Raw genomic sequence first — 17777 nt, 5'->3', positions numbered from 1 at the left:
GTACCGTCCTCTCTGTGACCACTACTGCAGCTACGGTTCGGCGTCGCGCCTGGACCGTCGGCGCAGTGACGCTCAGCTTGTTCTGCACCTTCATGGCTGCCGGTCTCGCAGGCACATCGGGAACACCGGTATGGAACGTGGCGCTCGGGGTCGTCCTCAACATGGCCGCCGCGATTGCGTTGATCTGGCGACACGACAAACCGTGGATCGTCCTCGCGATGGCCGTCGTCGGTCCCCTCTTCTTCGCCACCGACGCAACGGCCGCGCTGATAGCTCTCTACGCGGTGGGCGTCTTCGCTCGAGGTCGTACTCTCGCCGGTGCTGCAGTCGCGGTCTACCTGGCCTGCGCGATATCCCTCGTATACGACGCAGGGCGTCGCCGCGACTATTCGGTCCTGACGATCGGAGTCAAGCACGTCGAGGGCACTCCCCCACCGACGTGGTCGCTTCCCTGGTGGCTGCCCTGGCTCGTCGCGGCCGTCCTCGTCGCCGTCGTTTTGGGGCTCTCTCAGCTCCGCCGCACGAAGTCCGATCTCGTGGTGGCCGTACAGTCTCGCGATCAGGCGACCGCGCAGTCGCAGCGCCTGCACGAGGACATGCTGATACAGCAGGAACGCTCCCGCATCGCGCGCGACATGCACGACACCCTGGCCGCCGGACTCAGTCGAATATCGTTGCTGGCAGGCGGTTTACAGGTCGGGAGCAACGACGGACCGGAGAAGATCTCCAACACGTCGGCCCTGATCCGGTCCACGGCTCACGAGTCCCTGGACGAGCTCAAACGCATCATCGGCGTTCTCCGCGGCTCCGACACCGGCGGCGAGGATGCTGGTCGGCGAAGCATCGCGGGAATCGGGGACCTCGTCGACGCGGCGCGTTCTGCCGGGTGTCGGGTGACGCTGGTTCAGGACATTCATCCCGGCGTGGTCGGCGATTTGACCAGTCATACCGCGTACCGCATCGTGCAGGAAGCTCTGACCAACAGTCAGAAGCATGCCCCGAGTTCCCCCCTTCACATCACGGTGAGTGGGGCGGACACCGACGGCATCAGCCTGACTGTGCGCAACCACATCTCGACGACAGCGCAACCTGGCCCTGGTTCGCGAACCGGACTGGCCGGCCTCTCGGAGCAAGCTCACAACGCCGGCGGGTGGGTGCGGTGGACTGCCATGGGTGGCGAGTTCATCGTGACGGCCTGGCTCCCCTGGTACTCCTGACGCGTCAGTCCTTCACCAATCCGCCGTCGACGACCAGGTTCTGCCCCGTCACCGCTCTCGACCACGGCGACGCGAAGAACAACACAGCATCAGCGAACTCGGCCGGCGTCGTCACCCGGCGCAGCGGGGTGCTCTCTGCGATCATGTCGAACACCGCAGGTGGGGTCGCGGAGCTGGCATCCGTGGTCCGCAGCAGACCACCGGACACCATGTTGACGGTGATGCCGTCAGGTCCGAGGTCAGCCGAGAAGGTCCTCGTCAGCGCCAACAGAGCAGCCTTCGCCGCCGTGTAGTCGTGGTACGGAACGACGGGGTTCTGTACGAGATTGGTGCCGATCGTGATGATCCGTCCGAATCCCGCCTCACGCATACCTGGCACAGCAGCCTGCGTGGTGTGCAGAGCGCCGGCGACGCTGCCACGGAACTGCGAGTCGAACGCCGACCACTCGATCTCGTCGGCCTTGGCACGGCCGTCACCGTTGAACGAGAAGTCGATCAAAGCGTTGTTGGCGACGGTGGTGACAGTCGACCCGAAATGCTCACGTGCCCTGTCGAACAGCGCGTCGACCTGGTGCCGGTCCGTGACATCGGCCTGCACCGCGACAACGCGGTCAGGACCGAACTCGGATGCCAGAGCATCGGCTGCGGCCGCACTGCGGTGGTAGTTGACCACGACGCGGGAACCTTGCTGTAGGAACGCTCGCGTAATCGCAGAACCCAGTCCGCGAGCACCGCCCGTCACGAGCACAATCTGTTCGGCTAACGGCACTGTGCGCATCTCGACATCCCTTCGCCAGCATGACCTGGTCAGGTTCGACGGGTGTGTTCTCAGCCGGTTCGGTTCGGCACCCCGTGTCGGACTCCATAGAACACCTTTCCGCTGTGGCGTGTCGGCGCGACCCGATACGGTCGACCCATCATGGACTCCGATGCGGTCATCACCGTTCTCGTCGTGGACGACGACGCATTCGTTCGTCGCGGCGTGGCGGACATCTTCGCTGCCACCACGGACATCGTGGTGGTCGGATCGGTCTCGGACGGTGACGAGGTACCCGCCGCAGTGGCCGCTCATCGGCCCGACGTCGTCCTGATGGATCTGAAGATGCGCCGAGTGGACGGACTCGACGCCACGCGAGCACTGATGGAATCGGCACACCCACCGAAGGTCGTGGCGATGACGGCGATGGACGTGGACGATCTGGTGGTCCAGGCCATCGAGGCCGGAGCCCACAGCTTCCTCAGCAAGTCGGAGGCACCCGAGACGTTCCACCAGTCGATCCGCGTCGTCGCTGCCGGCAACACTCTGTTCTCCGAGGAGTCACTCCGAAAGATCGTGGCCACAACGCGGCCGCCACGGCCCACGGTAACGCTGGAGGCGCTGACCGACAAGGAGCGAACAGTGTTGTCGGTCATGGCATCCGGGGCGACGAACGCCGACATCGCTCGGCAGCTCTACATGTCGGAAACGACGGTCAAGTCGCATCTCACTGCGGTCAATCACAAGCTGCAGGTCACCAACAGGGTCGAGGCTGCGCTGATGGCGTTCCGTGCGGGACTGGTTGTTTAGACACTATGTGCGCCGGACAGGACCCATTAGCCACTTGCGTCAGACGCGACAAGTAACGGTGCTCGACCGTGCAGCGATCAGCACTGAGACGAACATCAGCGGTCGCCTTGTACGGACGCTCGCGTTGATCGTGGAACGACGACCAGATTTTGCAGCGACCTCTACCGGAAGACCGAAAATGCAGATCCGAACAACTGTGTTGCCCTGTGTTATTGCGGCCGCGGCCGCGCTGTCGATGACGAGCTGCTCCGGGGTCGAGGGTGAACCGGTAGCAGGACCCACAACGACCACCACGACAACCTCCGCGGCTACGAGCGCCGCCAGAACGCCTGTCAATACCCGTGACGAATACGGCGATCTGCAGTTCCTGCTCACCGTTCGGGACGCAGGCGTTGTCGGTTCGGATGCGGCACTTGTCGGCGCGGCCCAGGACATCTGCACAGGAGTCGCGGCTAGCGGCATCCAGACCACCAGTGAATTGTTCGACCTCCTGCGGACGAATCTCGTTCCCGGCATCGACATGATGGATGCAGTGTCTGTTGCTACAGCCGGGATCCTTCACTACTGCCCGGAGCACTCGAACGTCCTGAACTCGTGATGCACAAGCGCTCCAGTACGCTGCTGTTCTTCGTACTGGCTGCAGCGACTGCTTCTTCCCTGGTCACTGGATGCTCGACGGCAGAATCGGCGCCATGCGCGGAACCGATGTCGGCGACGGACGACGCCGCATTCGATTACGTGAACAAAACGCCGTCAGCAGCACAAAATTGTTCCGACGCCGCGCGCGAAAACGTGGTAGCGGATTACCGCTACTTACGCGCAGTCGACGACGAAGCGGTGCCGTTCACAGACGCGGACGTTGCCATCAAAGTTGGGAAGGGGATGTGCACTCTGATCGGCCGAGCGGTCTCCAACGGATACTCGGTCTCGCAGGCCCGCGAGCTATTGCTGGATCAAAGCAACGCCGCGAACGTCTACACGTCGTCCGACAACGTCACGATCCAAACTGCCGCGCTGGCGTCCTACTGCCCGAACTACAACCGTTAGTTCTCCCTCAGCCGCACCTGCATTCAACCTCTGTCACAGGCTCTGCTGTGCGGTCGGGGGCTCGACCTGCTCTGCGCACTGTCGAGCAGAACGGCAACAACCTGGCACAGATGCCTTCATAGGCGTGGTGGTGGCACACGTTGCTCAACCGGTTCCACGCCACCGCCGCCCACGATGAGTCGGAACGACATCCCACAAGGCGATCCGTGGTGCATATTGCGCCAGCTGTCTTTCCAGTACGCTGCGGATTTTTCAGCGATAGTTCTGGCCAGTTATTGCGTACTCGAGTGCTACGGCGAAGCTCGACTTCCCTGAACCATTGCGGCCGCTGACGATGGTAGTGCCCGGGGCGGGATGTAGGTCCGAGACAGCCTTGGCGCCGTCTCGCGGAAACCGGCGACGCTGATCGAGGTGAGGAACGCGCCTATCGGGACTTCGATTGCAACACCCGTCTCGACCGGTCGAACGTCGGCTTGATCCCGACTCCGACGAGACCGTCGAGGACGTCGTCGCCTTCCAGCGCCGCCATGACCAAGTACTTGGCATCGTCTCCAAGACTCTCGTCGGCGTAGACGGCATCCAGGACAACCTCCTGGATCGGCCCTTCAACGACTCGGTCACCCATGTGATCTCCTCGTCGGTTCATCTGGCGCATCCTTCCACCGTCGCGCACAGCTGCGACATCACGCACTAGTCGGTGAACATCGGTCATTCAAAGTTTCGAAGGCTCGACAAAAGGGACACCGTAATCGGGGCTCCGGGCATCGTGCGGCCACGCCGCATGTGATGGTATGGATCGCGTGACCAACGCCGATACTCCTGCTTCCGAGAGCGGGCCTGATTCGTCTACGCCCCGAACATGGGCGGGGATTTTCCCTCACTTGACGGACTCGCTCTATATCGACGGCCGATCTGTGGCTTCCGAATCAGTGGAGGAATCAAGCTACTCGGAAGTGCTGGTGGGTCAACTCGAACGGGAGATAGTCGATCATAGGCCAACGGTTCCGCTGGGAATTCTTCTACCGAGCGCACCGCGGCACTACACCGAAAAGCGCCTCGAGGTGGGGCCTCGCGCGTTCACCTGTCTGAACAGGGCGACAGATGTGCGAACACTCGACGGCGTACTGACGAAGTCGGTTCGCGAACTGCTCGATGTCCGCGGCGCCGGCCTTGGAACAGTCGAGTCAATCGTCAACGCCCTCATCCGTGTCTGTATCAGCGGACACCAGGACCACGAGGTCGAACACGCCGTTGCTACAGCGACTCCGGAACACTCACCTGCCGTACATCAGTTGATCGACGACGTCCAAGCTCTGGCTCGGTGGCGTCGTGTGCGTGATCAGGGGAGCACACCGTTGTTCGAGGTACCGGGCAACGAGGCCGTTCCGGAACAGCTTCAAGAAGTTCTCGCGCGGTTGGAGGCCCTGACAGCAGAAGACTTTCCAGGAGTCCCCGAGAAGTCCGCCTCGGAGACTCTCGCCTTGTTCTACGACGGTCTCGACGACCGGGACCGAAAGATATTCGAAGATCGGATCATCTCGACCGATCCCTCCACGCTGCAGTCCGTCGCAGACGTGTGGGATGTCAGTCGCGAGCGGGTCAGGCAATTGGAATCGAAGCTTCGGACGCGCGTGAACGAACTCTGTGCGTTCGGAACCCCCGTCGGGGACTTGCTTGCATCTCTGAGGGCCGAGATCACCCCGGTCGCGAGCTTGGAGAGGCTCCTCCAGCGGCACCCCGAACTGAGAACCGACGTGCCCGGATGTGCTGTTCCTCTCTGGCAGGTTCTCGACGGTCTGGACGACGACATCAAAGTGACGGACGGATGGGCGGCCACGCCGGACACCGAGGTTGCGAAGACCACCACACGGGAGTTTCTGCTCGCGTTTGCTGACGACAACGGTGTCGTTGATCCGAAGTCACTGCCTGCCGGCAGCCTCTGCGCGGAAGACGAGCTCGACGATTGGTTGAGCTGGTGCGGATACGACTTCTTCCGCGGCCGGATCCTTACTTCCACCAGGAACCTCGGCGATCACTCCGTATCGATCCTGTCCGTACACGGCGAAACGATGAGTGCCGAGGACATCTTTTCTGCGATCGGGAAGGACCGCTCATTTCGATCCTTCCTGAACCAACTCTCAGTCGACCCACGAGTGACGCGTGTCGGCAAAACTGAGTGGGCGCTCACCTCATGGGAGGTAGAGGAGTACGGGTCGATCCGTGCGCAGATTGCACGGGTTCTCGACGAACATGATGGAACCTTGGGGATGGACAGACTCGCCGCCGAAATCTCCAGTCGATTCGGGGTGACCGAATCCAGTGTTCGGACATACGCCTCAATGGGCGAGTTCGTGCTGGAAAAGGGCGTCGTCAGTCGACGCAGTGTCGCTGCTGTCCCAAGGAAGACACCGGAAGAAACGCGCGGGCTCTATCGCGACGGCTCTGTGTGGCGACTAGCCATTGTCGCGAACAAAGATCACCTCCGTGGTTCCGGATTTGCTGTGCCGAGCGGCGTCGCTCGACTCCTGGGCGTCGAGTACGGCATGTCGACCGAGCTGCATTCGAGGTTGGGTGCACAGGCAATCCGGTGGAAAGGCGTTCAGCCCGGCTGCGGGAGTATCCGCAGGTTCCTGCAGGATCTGAACGTCGTCGAGGGTGAACGGCTGTTCCTCGAGCTTCACGACGAAGGGATGTTCGACATTGTCAGGGCTCCGTCTCTGCCGATGAACGGCAACCCAATCGCGGCGGCACTGGTGTGGACGGGCAGAACAGATGTGGTCGACCAATCGGACCCGGACATCATCGCCGGCTTGGCGGAGGCTCTTGGAATACCTGGGGAGGACCGTCCCCGCCGCATCTTGTCCACCGCGAGGGGACGCGACGAAACGCACCTGATCGAGCTACTGGAAAGTGCTTGGGTCACGTCCGGCGACTGATCGCGATCGCCGGGCATCAGCTCACGCGTAGACAGCTGCCCCGCAGATTCCGCATTCCTCGAACTCGGTGCGCTTCCAGCGCGCGAGCGGGATGAAGAAGACGCTGAACTGCTTGTACTGCTGCATCCGGGCCCACTGGGTGGTGTTGTGGCAGCGCTGGCAGGTGCGGGTATGGCCCGCGCCGAGGGATCTGCGTTTCAGGCCGAAGCCGAAGAGGAGGAACACCGCTCCCAGGATAGGTGGTCTAGCCGTTCTGAAGAACCTCTCGCAGCGTCATCGCACGCCGACCCGTCACCCGCTCGACGTCGTCGGTCACGGCGCTGAGTTCGCCGGAGGCGATTGCGGTGTACGTCGACACCCAGGCATCGTTCTGCCAGTCCGGCGCGTTCCACACCGCGCGTGACTCATACGCCTCGTCCAGCGTCTCGTCGTGGAACGACACCGCACGACCTCGAACGTCGGCGATCGTCGCGGCCACCTCCGACATCGACAGCGCCTCCAACCCGGTCAGGTCGTAGGTTTTGTTCACGTGTTGCTGGGGGTCGGTCAGAACTCGTGCCGCGACTCGCGCAACGTCTGCACGCGCCACCAAGGACACTCGTCCGTCCCCCGCCGGGCCGCGGATGACACCGTCCTCGCCGGCGAACAGTTCCATGACGTCGCTGTAAAAGTTGTCGCGCAGCAACGTGTGGGCCAGCCCGGATTCCTGGATGTGCTGCTCGGTGAAGTAGTGATCGCGCGCGAGAGTGAACGTCGCGTCCGGCGCCGCCCCGAAGAACGACGTATAGACGATGTGCCGAACTCCGGCCTGCGCCGCAGCATCGATGAACGTGCGGTGATCCGTCAGCCGGGCCGCATTCTCGGCGCCGGACACCATGAACAGCACGTCGATTCCTGCCAAGGCCTGCGTGGCAGCCTCTGGGTCAGCGTAGGAACTGGTGCCCACGGTGGCACCGGGCAGCTTCGGCGCTCTGGAGGGATCGCGAACCAGCAAGTGTTGTGGCGTGCCGGCTTCCGCGAGGAGCGCTGCAACAGCGCCTCCCACCGAGCCGGTCGAACCTGTGACAGCAATAGTCGGCATGACCGTCCCTCGCAGCAGTGTCGAACGGCTGACCGTTCGCGTCGAACCCCCAGTATGCCTGCGGAGCCACCCTCGATTACCTCGCGGGCAAGGCCTTCAGCGGGGTGCGCGTCACACTGTTTCGCGTCATCAGCACTACCCGTCACCTGCACGGCGCCATAGAAAATCGAGTGATCGTGGTGTGGTCTGACGCAATCCCCCGGAAGTCGATACTTAGTAAAGCAAACCGATTGTTACGGTTTTAGCATTGTTCCTGTATAAATGGCATCGCGGTCGTCGTCGTCCGCACCTGCCACCGATCTTGTCGAGGGTAGTTCTCCTGAGCGAATGGCGAATGCACGATGAGTAATCCACAGAACGCAGCACCAGGTTGGTACCCCACTCCAGATGGCGGACAACAGTACTGGGATGGCAACCAGTGGCTGTCCCTGCCGAATCCGAGCAGCAACGAGCAGCCATCAAGGACACCGCGCGTATCTCGAAAAAGACTCGTGATAAGCGGCCTCGCGGTATTGATCGTTCTGGTGATCGCTGGTGGGTCATGGAAGATCTCACATGATTCTGGTGTGCGAGAACAACAAGAAGCTGCACAGGCTGCTCAGGACGCTCGTGACACCGCCGACCGTCTCGAGGCGAAACGCATCGCTGACATACAGGCCGAACAGGAAGAAAAGGACGGCGCCGCGCGAGCTGGGCGCGCGCTGTCTGTTGTCGGCATCGAGTCGAGTGTCAAGCAGATGGCTGAAGGTCACGTCGAGAAGGGACTTGTCGACGGACCGATCATCGACGTGACGTGTTCGCCCGTCAGCGGTGGATCGACAGATGACCTCACCGAAACAACCACTGTTTTCGAGTGCTTTGCGGCGAACGAAGATAACGGGGATGGCACCATGAGCGGCTACAAATACAACGCGACCATGAATTGGACTACCGGTAGCTACACGTATGGCCTCGGCGCCCCTTGAGATCCACGGATCTCGCAGCACAGAGCGCCGTTTCAGTCTCCGGCAGTCGGCCGCTATCGACTTAATGCGCTGACGGCGACCGACCCTATTCAAGAGTTGGCTGTCATCTCGACTCAGCCCACCGCCCGCCGCAAACGCTCGCTGACCCTCTCCACCGCGTCGACAAGCGCCTGGGGACGTAGGTCCTCCAACTCGGCGTCGAATTGCGCCAACGATGCCGCGATACCCGTCCACGACCACGCGCCCATGCGGACGTGACACCGACCGTCACCGAGATCTTCGACCGTCCCGTCGGCGAGAAAGGGAGCGACCTCCGCCGCAGGAAGGTGCACCGTCGCCTCCCCTTCACACGCCCAATCACCCGAGACCGTGCCGCGGAAGCGTCGACGGAGCAACTCGGCCGACGAGCCGCCGGGGATCGGGCGCGGAGTGAACCGCACGCCTGTTCGCATCTTCGGTGTCATGCGGTCCACTCGGAACACACGCCAGTCATCGCGGTCCAGATCCCACCCGACGACGTACCAGCGACCTCCGGCACCGACCACTCCGTCTGGCTCCACGCGTCGTGGAGGTACCACTGAATCATGTTCCGCCGATGCGTAATCGAAACGGATCACCTCATGATTGCGCGCCGCCTCTCCGACTGTGCGCAGCACCGCGGGACCGATCGGGTCTCCGATCGCAGGCAGCGCAGTGAGCGCCAGCGCGTCGACCCGGTTGCGGACGCGGGTAGGCATGACAGTTCGGAGGGTTGCCAAGGCTCGCTCGGCGGCATCGGCAATGTCGATGCCCATGGCCGGCACCACCTGCAGGGCGAGTGTCAGCGCGACCACCTGGTCGTCGTCGAGTAAAAGGGCGGCACCTCTTCGCCCCCGTCCAGCCGGTAGCCACCGTCGGATCCGCGCAGCGCGGCGACGTTGTAGCCCAGAACGCGCAATCGGTCGACGTCGCGGCGGATGGTCCTCGGGCTCACACCGAGTCGCCCGGCCAGCTCGGTACCCGGCCACTCGCGGCGGACCTGCAGCAACGACAACAGGGTCAGCATGCGTGAGGACGGTTCCGACACCACTCGAGTATGCGCGACCAAGCGGTCAGGATCTGACCTATTGGCCTGCGATCGTCGTTCCTGTCGGCAAAGCCTGCCGGACCGAACTACTCGAGGAGTCTCGATGACCGTCATCACCGCCCTGCACATCAACCTCCGCGGCAACGCACGTGAAGCTTTGGAGTTCTACCAGTCCGTCTTCGGCGGCGAACTGGTCGCATTCCCCTACGGCGACACCGAGTCGGGCCAGGGACCGACACAGTCCGAGCAGATCGCCTGGGGTGAGGTAAGCACATCCGGAGGGTTCCGCGTCATGGCGTACGACATCCAGGACTCGCTTCCCTACAACGCCGGTGAGAATGCCTTCTACAGCGCGCTGCGTAGCCACGACGCGGACGAGATCACCGCAGCATTCGAGGGCTTGTCTGCTGGGGCAACAGTGTTGGTGCCGTTGGGGCCAGTCGGGTTCTCACCGCTGTACGGCAAGCTCATCGACAAGTTCGGCGTCGTGTGGATCCTCGACGTCATCCCTCAGTGGTGAGGTAGCACCCGCAGGCCTGGCACCGCACCGACTCTCGTCGGGTCTCACGGGTTGACCTTCAGGTAGGTCGAAGCCGCATGCTGTCGGAGTGTCTGATGCCGGATTGATGTCCATCGGGTCGTTCGCGCAGCGATGCGGCCTGACGGCGAGCGCGCTGCGCTTCTACGCCGATTCGGGCTTACTGCCGCCCGCAGAGGTCGACCCCGTGACCGGGTACCGCTTCTATCGCGAGGACCAGCTCGCGCGGGCGGTCCTGCTTCGGCAAATGCGCGAGATCGGCATGTCTCTTCCTGCTGTGAAGTCCACCCTCGACGCGGACGTTGTCGACGCGATTCGCTCGGTCGATGATCACGTCACCGCGGTGATGCGTGAGGCCGAGTCGGTGCGGCAGCAGGCGGCTGCCATCACGAGCACGCTGAATGGTCGATCCGGGCGGCAGATCGCCCGACTGAGCGGGCCGGTGCTGGCCTCTGCAATCGAACAGATTCTCACCGCCACCGTCGATGATCCGGACATCGCAGTGCTCGGTGGCGTTCACGTCGAAGCTGGGCCCGGAGTTCTGACAGTGACCGCCAGCGACCGCTACCGCCTGTCGACACGCACCCTCGTGAGCCACGTCGACAGTGCGGCGGCCTGGGCGGCGACGGTGAACGGCGATGACTTGCGACAGTGCCTCGGCGACTTGCGCCGTACCTCGTCGGTGAACGCGGATGTCACCGATCACGGTATGACGTTGCGACTGACAGACCGCGATGATCGTCACTGCAGATTCGTGTCCGAGTCGTTTCCCGACTACCGACTGATGCTCGACTCACTTCCGGCGGTGACCAGTCGCATCGAGGTCCCCACAGCAGCGCTCCTGCATGCTCTCGAACAACGACCGAGCGATCGAGTTCGGTTATCCACGAACGACAACAACCTCGTAGTCCATAGTGACTTGCTCCCGGACATCGAAACTCCGGCCCGCGTGAGCGGGTGCACGGTCGACGTCTGGTTCGAGATGACCACTCTCTACCCGGCCATCAGCACCGCCGTCGGCGCTGACGTTCTACTCGATTTCCGTGGGCCCGAACAGCCCGCCACTGTGCGCTCTGCAGACCGAGGCGACTTGACCACTCTGGTCATGCCCATCGCAGCACCGCGTGACACCACGACGACAGGACGCACGCCGTGACAGGAAGTCCCGCAAGCGACCCGACGATGGACGCGATCGCCGCGGCCGTCACCGAGGGCAGAAGTGGAAACGTCGACGAAGCACGTCGACAACTCCTCGCACTGTGGCAGGACATCGGTGTCGACGGTGATCCCCTGCACCGGTGCAGCCTCGCGCACTACCTCGCCGACCTCTATGAGGATCCTGCTCGAGCACTCACCTGGGATATCCGAGCACTCGACGCCGCATACGCCGTCACTGACCACCGCACGCAGAATCACCACGCGGGTCTCCACATTGCGGGGTTCTTTCCGTCGCTGCATCTCAATCTTGCGGACAACTACTGCAAGCTAGGGTCCTTCGACGCAGCTCGTGAGCACATCGACGCTGCGAAGGACGCTTGCCGACGATCCCTACGGGGATCTCATCCGCGACGCGATCGGAAGGGTCGACGCGGCCATCTCGACGAGGGAAGTCGCGACCCAATGATCTGAGCCGTGATGGAATTCGGGAATGGGCCCTGGCAATACGAGTGATCAGTCCACGCCGCACATCGCCCTCGCCCTACTCGGCGGCGTCACGGCTGGATACACAGTCACTGCTCACTCCCCCTTCAATTCTCTGATCGATCCCTCGGCCTCGCCCACAGCATTTGCCATGGTCATCAACGCCATACTCGTGACGGCTCTTTCTGCCGGTCTTGCTGCGACCGCCGTTCTTCCTCGCCTCTCCCGCAGCGCGATCGCCGGGATGATGGCCACGGCTCTTGCCGTGTCCGTCGGTGCGAACGTCGCATCAGTGAGTGGCGCGCTGACAGCATGGGCGAGTTCGATCGCCACCGGGGTTTTCTTCGCCTGCACCGTGTCCTTGTCCTCGTCGTCGCGCGGGTTGATCGCCGCCACATTCGGGTGGATCGTCGCCGGGACCGCAGGGCCGCCACTCGACGATCTCGTGCCGCCGCCGGCGTCGGACTTCGGTTGGACTGCTGCCGATACGGCCGACGTCGGACCCACCACACTCCGCGTGGTTGTGTGCATCGTGCTCGCGATTCTCACCGGTGCCGCTTTGGCTACGGCGATGCTCCACCGAACGCCGGTCCACGCACCAAAACCGGCACCGCCGGGCCGCATGGTCGCCGTCGGAATCGTCCTGCCCGTTGCAGCGGCGCTGATCGTCACGACCTCGTCGGTCGACAGGAGTCGCGACTGGATCTGGTTCGCGTGTGCCGGGGCGATGACGATCGTTGTACTCGCCTGCACGCTGGTCGCTTCCGGTAGGACAGGCCTGGTGCTCGCTTCTGGTCTCGCCGTGAGCGCAAGCTCGCTCGTTGGAGTCGACAGCAACTTCCAAGAATGGAGTTGGATCCTTGCTCTTGCAGGATTCGGGATCGGCCTGCTCTTCACCGTCCGTCGTCGGTCGGTGTTGCTTCCACTGATTCTGGTGGGCGTTCTGGCCGCCCTGTATTTCATCGGAGACGGACTACTTCCCTCCAACCTCTCGACCGTCGTCACGTCAGCCGCCGCTGCATACCTGATCACCAGCGCCGCAGCATCATCTACCGCGGCGACGGTGGCAATCGGGATTCCTGCCCTTCCGCTGTTCTCACTCCCCTACACGTTCTATTCAGCGGGCTACGATTCCGACGACATCAAGATCAACACGTCCCCCGACCAGTTCGCGATGGCAGTGGCCGGAGCCGTGATGCTCGTGGCAACGTCGGTAGCGATCCTCATCATCAGTCGCCGGTCGAGGGCTGGCGCGACACGGGGCGCGTGAGCTCTCCTTACGCTCGCGCCGGCAGACTTAAGCGGCTCCCCGGTCGCTAACTCCATCTTGTCAGTTCTTAGGCTTGCTTCAGCAAGCATTGGGGTGTGGATGCGAAGACCGCCGGTCTATACTTCGCGTTAAGACTCTTGACGCAAGCATTGGAACGGTATGGCCCTACCTCGGAAGTCACGCCGCACTCAGGCCAGCCGCCTGGCGCGGTCCTTCACCGCGCGCCGTCACGAGCTGGGAATGACACAGGCCGAGCTGGCTTTACTGGCCGGGGTCGGCCGATCCACTGTGCAATCTATCGAGGGCGGCAAAGAGACGTCGCAACTCGACGGCGTTCACGCCGTTGCAGACGCGTTGGGGTGCGATCTGTCGCTCATCACCCGCGCCGGCATCGTCGTCGAACCGGATCGCGAGTGAGCACTCGGCTCGATCTGCGCCAGGTCGACGACGCTGACGTCTACAAGGGAAATATCCGTGCAGGCAGTTTGACCAGGTCGGGCGACACCGTTCGCTTCGAGTACGCCGATGACTACATCAGCCCCAGCGCCCAGCCCGTCGCCTGGTCTTTACCGATGGGAGTAGGTGGTACGACAGCCACGGCAGGAAGTGTGCCGCCGTTCTTCGCCGGACTGCTTCCCGAAGGGGTGCGCCTGTCCGGTGTGGTCGCCGGAACCAAGACGTCGGAGGACGACCACCTGACCATCCTCCTGGCAGTCGGGGCGGACACGATCGGCGATGTGCGGGTGATCCCCGCGGGACTCGAACCCGAGGCATCCGCGCCCGCGTTCGACCCGGACGCGCCGATGCCGAGTTTGCGTGCGTTGTTCGACAGCGTGGCCGGCCCACAGTCGATGGACGTCGACGTGGCAGGCCTGCCCGGAGTTCAGGGCAAGGTATCGGCTGAGATGTACTCGTCGCCGGTGACGACGACGCGAGGCGCAGCGATTCTCAAACTGGCTCCACCCAACCGTTTCCCGCGCCTGGTGGAGAACGAGAATTTTTTCATGTCGGTGGCAGAAACCTGCGGACTCGTCATACCTCGGCGTCAGGTGATCACCGACGCGAACGGAGTCTCGGGTCTTCTCGTCGAACGTTTCGACCGAGATGGTGGCCGCAGATTGGCCCAGGAGGATGCGTGCCAGGTCAACGCGCTGTATCCCTCGTCCAAGTACCGCATCAAAACCGAGACAGTGCTCGCCTCGCTGGCAGCGACCGTAGAACAAGGAGGGGGTTCCGCACGCCAGGCGGCGCTCGAACTGATACGACTCACCGTCTACTCCTATGCAATCGGCAACGGTGACCTGCACGGCAAGAACTATTCGATTCATCAAGGCAAGCACGGTTTGTGGGGTGTCACTCCCGCATACGATCTTCTGTGCACCCAGCCCTATATGTCGTGGAACGACCCCATGGCCCTGACGTTCTACGGCCGCAACAACAGGTGGACGCGTGAGCACGTCCTCGACGGCTCGGCACGTCATACGCTTCCCCGAAAAGCAGTGATCCGCGCGCTGGACGACGTCTGCGCCGGCGTTCGAGCTGCCGCCGAGGACGTGGGTTGTATCGGTTTCGACGACAAGACGACGGCGCGACTGCAAGCTTTTCTGAGGGACCGTTGTGCCGAACTGACACGGTGAACAGTGTGGCACGATGCGAACCATGGCCGAGCCCAGCACGAAGCCGACCGACGCCGACGTCGCAGACTTCCTCGCCGCCGCGACACCCGCACGCCGCCGGGAAGACGGTGTCCGTCTCGCGAAGATCTTCGCCGAGGTGACCGGGGCCGAGCCCGTGATGTGGGGCCCGTCGATGGTGGGTTACGGCAGCTATTGCTATGCCTCACCAGTAAATCCACGCACTCGCGGCGAGTGGCCCAAGGTCGCGTTCTCGCCGAGAAAAGCGCAGCTGTCGCTGTACGGGCTGAAGGATCTTCCCGAGGGAGCGGCGCTACTGCCCTCACTAGGCACTTACACCGAGGGCGCAGGGTGCGTCTATGTGCGAAGGCTGGACCAGATCGACCTGGACGTTCTGCGGCGCCTCATCGCGATCGCCTGGGCGCGTGGGGACGACGCCTGAGCAGATTCGCGGACCAGCAGCCCAGCGGGCGAGTTGCTGATCGAGCATCACTGACCTCTCTCACCTCGAGGACCGCGTCGGTAGTTGCGACGCGGTCCCGAAGAGCGAGGAAGCAGGATTCGGGTGAGGGCAACCGACTCGTATCAACGCATGTACGAATTCGACCTCTTCGCCCTTGGATGCCGTTCGATTCACTGCGCAGTCAACGCAAAAATGCGAAGATGACCCATGAAGAAGGTGCGGACCATAATTGCGACAATAATGAGGGTTGTCACCGCATTGATCAACACAGTTTGGATGAGCGCGCCAAGTTCGATGTGGCCGGAGGCAACGTTTGAAATGCCGAGCGCACTATTGGAAAATGGGAGGACGCCGAGGAGACGACCAGCGCCGTGCTCGTCCGCAGTGAGTACCGACGCACCGCCCATGGCGATCGGCAAGAATGCGACAAGTGAAACCCAGTACTGCGCCTCCTTGACGCTATTGGCGATGCCGCTGACAAGAAGGAGGATCGCGCTGTTCAGAATCAGCGCCGACATGGTGAAGGCTGCTATCGCAATCACCTGCTCCGCGCCAATTTCGGCGCCCACTATATTGTCCATTCCCAGATTCCAGAGTCCGCGAGGCTCGACGTGCCCGATTCCGAGAAGCAACAGAAGCGACGCGGCACCCATCACTACCGCGGCACACACCACGGACAACATCTTTCCCATCATGATTCCCCAGCCGGGGGCGCCCAATACCTTCAAACTTTCGAAGGTACCATTTTCCTTCTCCGCTGCAACGGCATCGATTGCAATAGGGCTGCCAGTCAGCGTGAACAGCGATAGCAACAATATCGGCAAGAGGTAACCAGCAAGTGCCCTCTTGGCAGATGCCTCATCCAGGAAACTCGCAACTGTGAGCTGGGGAAATTGTCGCCTCATCGTAGAGTCCGACGACGCGTCGACGGCGGGATGTATCGTCCCACTGTTCTGCAACCGCTTGACAACCTGAGCAGTTAGTTCGGCGGAGTCGAGGCTGATCGGACTCGCGACGATCCTAGCGCTGCCGTCAAGCCCTTCTATCAACGCCAAGTCACTTCGACCCCGGAGTAGGTCGTTCATAGGCGAGTCGCTACTTCTCACCAACCATGTAACGTCCTCCCGATCCAGCGCTGAGTCGCTATCGAGGGATCCAGCAATTCCCGCGAGCTCGGCCATCAGGTCGGATTGGGGCTCTGCGGATGTAACCGTCAGAACCCGTTCGTCGGCTTGCGAAGATCCCGACTGCCCCAGGAACAGAACGAGACACATGAAAGGCGCAATAAGAGCAGGGACGAACATCATCACAAGCAATCTGCGATCCCGGACCTGCTGACGAAATTCTTTGACGAATGCCACACCCAATCTATACAAAGCGCACCCCGTTCAGTGCCTGTCGCAGTGCGTCAGCAGCAGGGACATCGGGTAGTAAATCAAGCGTATGCCGCGTCGCCGGATAGACGGTGCTGTCTGATGTCACCCAGTAGTTGTCGCAAAGTTTGGTGAGTTCCAGAGCGTTGTGACCCGAGATCACCATTGCAGTTCCTCGAAGCACCTCGCTCATAATCAAATCTTGAAACAACTGAACGCCTTCGACGTCCATGCCGGTAGTAGGTTCGTCGAGAAGCACGAGTTCCGGCTGATGAACCAACGCTCGTGCGAGTGCAACTCGCTGGCGCATTCCGCGCGAGGTCTCCCTAATTGCCTTCTCGGCATACCAAGTGACGTCCAACTTGGACATGATCGATCGAGTGGCGCTTCTTGATTCTCGTCGCGACATCCCGCCAAGTTGGGCGAAGTACTCGATATTTTCCTTCGCAGTTAAACGGTCGTACAAGGAGGCTTCGCCTCCCAGGAACAGGCTTGTCTTACGGCGGTTTTCCAAGCTCATTGCGGTGGCCAACTGCCCAAAAGTAGACACAGATCCGATGCTGGGTTCGAGGAGTCCGCACACTAACCGCATAAGCGTGGTCTTCCCTGAACCGTTAGCGCCCACCAATCCAACCCTCTGACCGGCAGATAGCTCGAAGTCCGCTTTGTCAAAAACGATGTGCGAACCGCGCGAAAAGCGGACGCTGGTGCCCTTTACAACTATGTCTGGTACCACGAAGTTCTTTCGATTTGTAGCGAATGGCCGGATGCCCGGTGGGATTTGATTCCCACCGGGCGATCTGGTTACCGACGCTTGCGGTTCACCGCCGCAGCAGCGCCAATTGCGAATCCAAGTCCGATGACTCCTGCAAGGATCATGTTATTGATCTCCCCATGCTTGATCTCGAGTGCCGGTGGATCCCGACGGTTTCGAAATTAGCGCATGGCCTGGAGTTAATCTGTCCGCTGTTCGTACTAC

The 17777-nt window shown here is 62.1% G+C and carries 21 protein-coding genes, 1 pseudogene and 1 riboswitch; of the genes and pseudogenes, 13 read left to right on the top strand and 9 right to left on the bottom strand.

Features of this window, described 5'->3' with window-relative positions:
• Positions 1 to 65: 65 nt before the first annotated feature.
• Complete coding sequence (locus tag HQ308_RS05310; protein WP_308115676.1) at positions 66 to 1217, top strand: histidine kinase; 1152 nt, start codon at positions 66 to 68, stop codon at positions 1215 to 1217.
• Positions 1218 to 1221: 4 nt separating this feature from the next.
• On the opposite strand, the gene HQ308_RS05305 is transcribed toward HQ308_RS05310, so the two are convergent.
• Complete coding sequence (locus HQ308_RS05305) at positions 1222 to 1986, bottom strand: 3-oxoacyl-ACP reductase (RefSeq protein WP_222645955.1); 765 nt, start codon at positions 1984 to 1986, stop codon at positions 1222 to 1224.
• A riboswitch (TPP riboswitch) is annotated at positions 1986 to 2080 on the bottom strand. (Overlaps the previous gene by 1 nt.)
• Positions 2081 to 2136: 56 nt before the next feature.
• Between HQ308_RS05305 and HQ308_RS05300 the strand changes: the two genes are divergently transcribed.
• The 3 genes from HQ308_RS05300 to HQ308_RS05290 are packed head-to-tail and all read left to right on the top strand — an operon-like array spanning position 2137 to position 3831.
• Positions 2137 to 2784: a response regulator transcription factor gene (locus tag HQ308_RS05300; protein ID WP_222645719.1), complete on the top strand. Its 648-nt coding sequence runs from the start codon at positions 2137 to 2139 to the stop codon at positions 2782 to 2784.
• A 58-nt stretch (positions 2785 to 2842) separates the two neighbouring features.
• Positions 2843 to 3382 carry a DUF732 domain-containing protein gene (locus HQ308_RS05295; protein ID WP_222645717.1) on the top strand — a complete coding sequence of 180 codons (540 nt, stop codon included), beginning with the start codon at positions 2843 to 2845 and terminating at the stop codon, positions 3380 to 3382.
• Entirely contained in the window at positions 3382 to 3831 is a 450-nt protein-coding gene (locus HQ308_RS05290) for a DUF732 domain-containing protein (protein ID WP_261775795.1), read from the top strand. Before HQ308_RS05295 ends, HQ308_RS05290 begins: the two co-directional genes overlap by 1 nt.
• 252 nt (positions 3832 to 4083) lie before the next feature.
• On the opposite strand, the pseudogene HQ308_RS23065 reads toward HQ308_RS05290, so the two are convergent.
• Positions 4084 to 4176, bottom strand: a pseudogene (locus HQ308_RS23065) (ATP-binding protein); the annotation flags it as partial.
• Between the two features lie 79 nt (positions 4177 to 4255).
• Complete coding sequence (locus tag HQ308_RS05285; RefSeq protein WP_222645712.1) at positions 4256 to 4456, bottom strand: hypothetical protein; 201 nt, start codon at positions 4454 to 4456, stop codon at positions 4256 to 4258.
• 175 nt (positions 4457 to 4631) lie between these two features.
• Here HQ308_RS05285 and HQ308_RS05280 point away from each other — a divergent pair, with 175 nt between their 5' ends.
• Positions 4632 to 6767 carry a sigma factor-like helix-turn-helix DNA-binding protein gene (locus HQ308_RS05280; RefSeq protein ID WP_222645710.1) on the top strand — a complete coding sequence of 712 codons (2136 nt, stop codon included), beginning with the start codon at positions 4632 to 4634 and terminating at the stop codon, positions 6765 to 6767.
• 21 nt (positions 6768 to 6788) lie between these two features.
• Here HQ308_RS05280 and HQ308_RS05275 read toward each other — a convergent pair whose 3' ends face one another.
• Together HQ308_RS05275 and HQ308_RS05270 are read right to left on the bottom strand one after the other, a co-directional pair.
• Positions 6789 to 6992, bottom strand: coding sequence for a zinc-ribbon domain-containing protein (locus tag HQ308_RS05275; RefSeq protein ID WP_056073455.1), 204 nt, complete (start codon positions 6990 to 6992; stop codon positions 6789 to 6791).
• A 19-nt stretch (positions 6993 to 7011) separates the two neighbouring features.
• Entirely contained in the window at positions 7012 to 7848 is an 837-nt protein-coding gene (locus HQ308_RS05270) for an SDR family oxidoreductase (RefSeq protein ID WP_222645708.1), read from the bottom strand.
• Positions 7849 to 8189: 341 nt separating this feature from the next.
• Here HQ308_RS05270 and HQ308_RS05265 point away from each other — a divergent pair, with 341 nt between their 5' ends.
• The gene (locus tag HQ308_RS05265; protein ID WP_222645706.1) at positions 8190 to 8813 is read left to right on the top strand and encodes a DUF2510 domain-containing protein; all 624 of its coding nucleotides are present in this window, start codon (positions 8190 to 8192) and stop codon (positions 8811 to 8813) included.
• Between the two features lie 113 nt (positions 8814 to 8926).
• Here the strand turns inward: HQ308_RS05265 and HQ308_RS05260 are convergent, their stop codons facing one another.
• Together HQ308_RS05260 and HQ308_RS22430 are read right to left on the bottom strand one after the other, a co-directional pair.
• Entirely contained in the window at positions 8927 to 9646 is a 720-nt protein-coding gene (locus tag HQ308_RS05260) for a WYL domain-containing protein (RefSeq protein ID WP_308115675.1), read from the bottom strand.
• Positions 9634 to 9858: a YafY family protein gene (locus HQ308_RS22430; protein ID WP_261775742.1), complete on the bottom strand. Its 225-nt coding sequence runs from the start codon at positions 9856 to 9858 to the stop codon at positions 9634 to 9636. The genes HQ308_RS05260 and HQ308_RS22430 overlap by 13 nt, the downstream gene beginning before the upstream one ends.
• A gap of 124 nt (positions 9859 to 9982) precedes the next feature.
• Here HQ308_RS22430 and HQ308_RS05255 point away from each other — a divergent pair, with 124 nt between their 5' ends.
• From HQ308_RS05255 to HQ308_RS05225, 7 genes are all read left to right on the top strand, one after another.
• A complete protein-coding gene (locus HQ308_RS05255) occupies positions 9983 to 10399 on the top strand; it encodes a VOC family protein (protein WP_222645704.1) in 417 nt (138 codons plus the stop codon).
• A gap of 88 nt (positions 10400 to 10487) precedes the next feature.
• Positions 10488 to 11573, top strand: a complete 1086-nt coding sequence (locus HQ308_RS05250; protein WP_308115674.1) for a MerR family transcriptional regulator — start codon at positions 10488 to 10490, stop codon at positions 11571 to 11573.
• Positions 11570 to 12046: a hypothetical protein gene (locus HQ308_RS05245; RefSeq protein WP_308115673.1), complete on the top strand. Its 477-nt coding sequence runs from the start codon at positions 11570 to 11572 to the stop codon at positions 12044 to 12046. The genes HQ308_RS05250 and HQ308_RS05245 overlap by 4 nt, the downstream gene beginning before the upstream one ends.
• A 163-nt stretch (positions 12047 to 12209) precedes the next feature.
• The gene (locus HQ308_RS05240) at positions 12210 to 13328 is read left to right on the top strand and encodes a hypothetical protein (RefSeq protein ID WP_222645694.1); all 1119 of its coding nucleotides are present in this window, start codon (positions 12210 to 12212) and stop codon (positions 13326 to 13328) included.
• A gap of 159 nt (positions 13329 to 13487) precedes the next feature.
• On the top strand, positions 13488 to 13745 hold the full coding sequence (locus HQ308_RS05235; RefSeq protein WP_222645692.1) for a helix-turn-helix domain-containing protein: 258 nt from the start codon (positions 13488 to 13490) through the stop codon (positions 13743 to 13745).
• Complete coding sequence (locus tag HQ308_RS05230) at positions 13742 to 14965, top strand: type II toxin-antitoxin system HipA family toxin (RefSeq protein ID WP_222645690.1); 1224 nt, start codon at positions 13742 to 13744, stop codon at positions 14963 to 14965. The genes HQ308_RS05235 and HQ308_RS05230 overlap by 4 nt, the downstream gene beginning before the upstream one ends.
• A gap of 22 nt (positions 14966 to 14987) precedes the next feature.
• Positions 14988 to 15404 (top strand): DUF1801 domain-containing protein, encoded by a 417-nt coding sequence (locus HQ308_RS05225; protein ID WP_222645688.1) that lies wholly within the window; start codon positions 14988 to 14990, stop codon positions 15402 to 15404.
• Between the two features lie 191 nt (positions 15405 to 15595).
• On the opposite strand, the gene HQ308_RS05220 is transcribed toward HQ308_RS05225, so the two are convergent.
• Both HQ308_RS05220 and ccmA read right to left on the bottom strand, forming a co-directional pair.
• The gene (locus HQ308_RS05220; protein ID WP_222645684.1) at positions 15596 to 16786 is read right to left on the bottom strand and encodes an ABC transporter permease subunit; all 1191 of its coding nucleotides are present in this window, start codon (positions 16784 to 16786) and stop codon (positions 15596 to 15598) included.
• Positions 16787 to 16793: 7 nt separating this feature from the next.
• Complete coding sequence (ccmA, locus tag HQ308_RS05215) at positions 16794 to 17534, bottom strand: heme ABC exporter ATP-binding protein CcmA (RefSeq protein WP_222645678.1); 741 nt, start codon at positions 17532 to 17534, stop codon at positions 16794 to 16796.
• Positions 17535 to 17777: the final 243 nt, after the last annotated feature.

It is taken from the genome of Rhodococcus sp. BP-241, from assembly GCF_019836145.1.
In the GTDB taxonomy this organism is placed as follows: Bacteria; Actinomycetota; Actinomycetes; order Mycobacteriales; family Mycobacteriaceae; genus Rhodococcoides.
The sequence above is the reverse complement of the archived record's forward strand: the minus strand, read 5'-3'. Positions and strand labels throughout refer to the sequence as shown.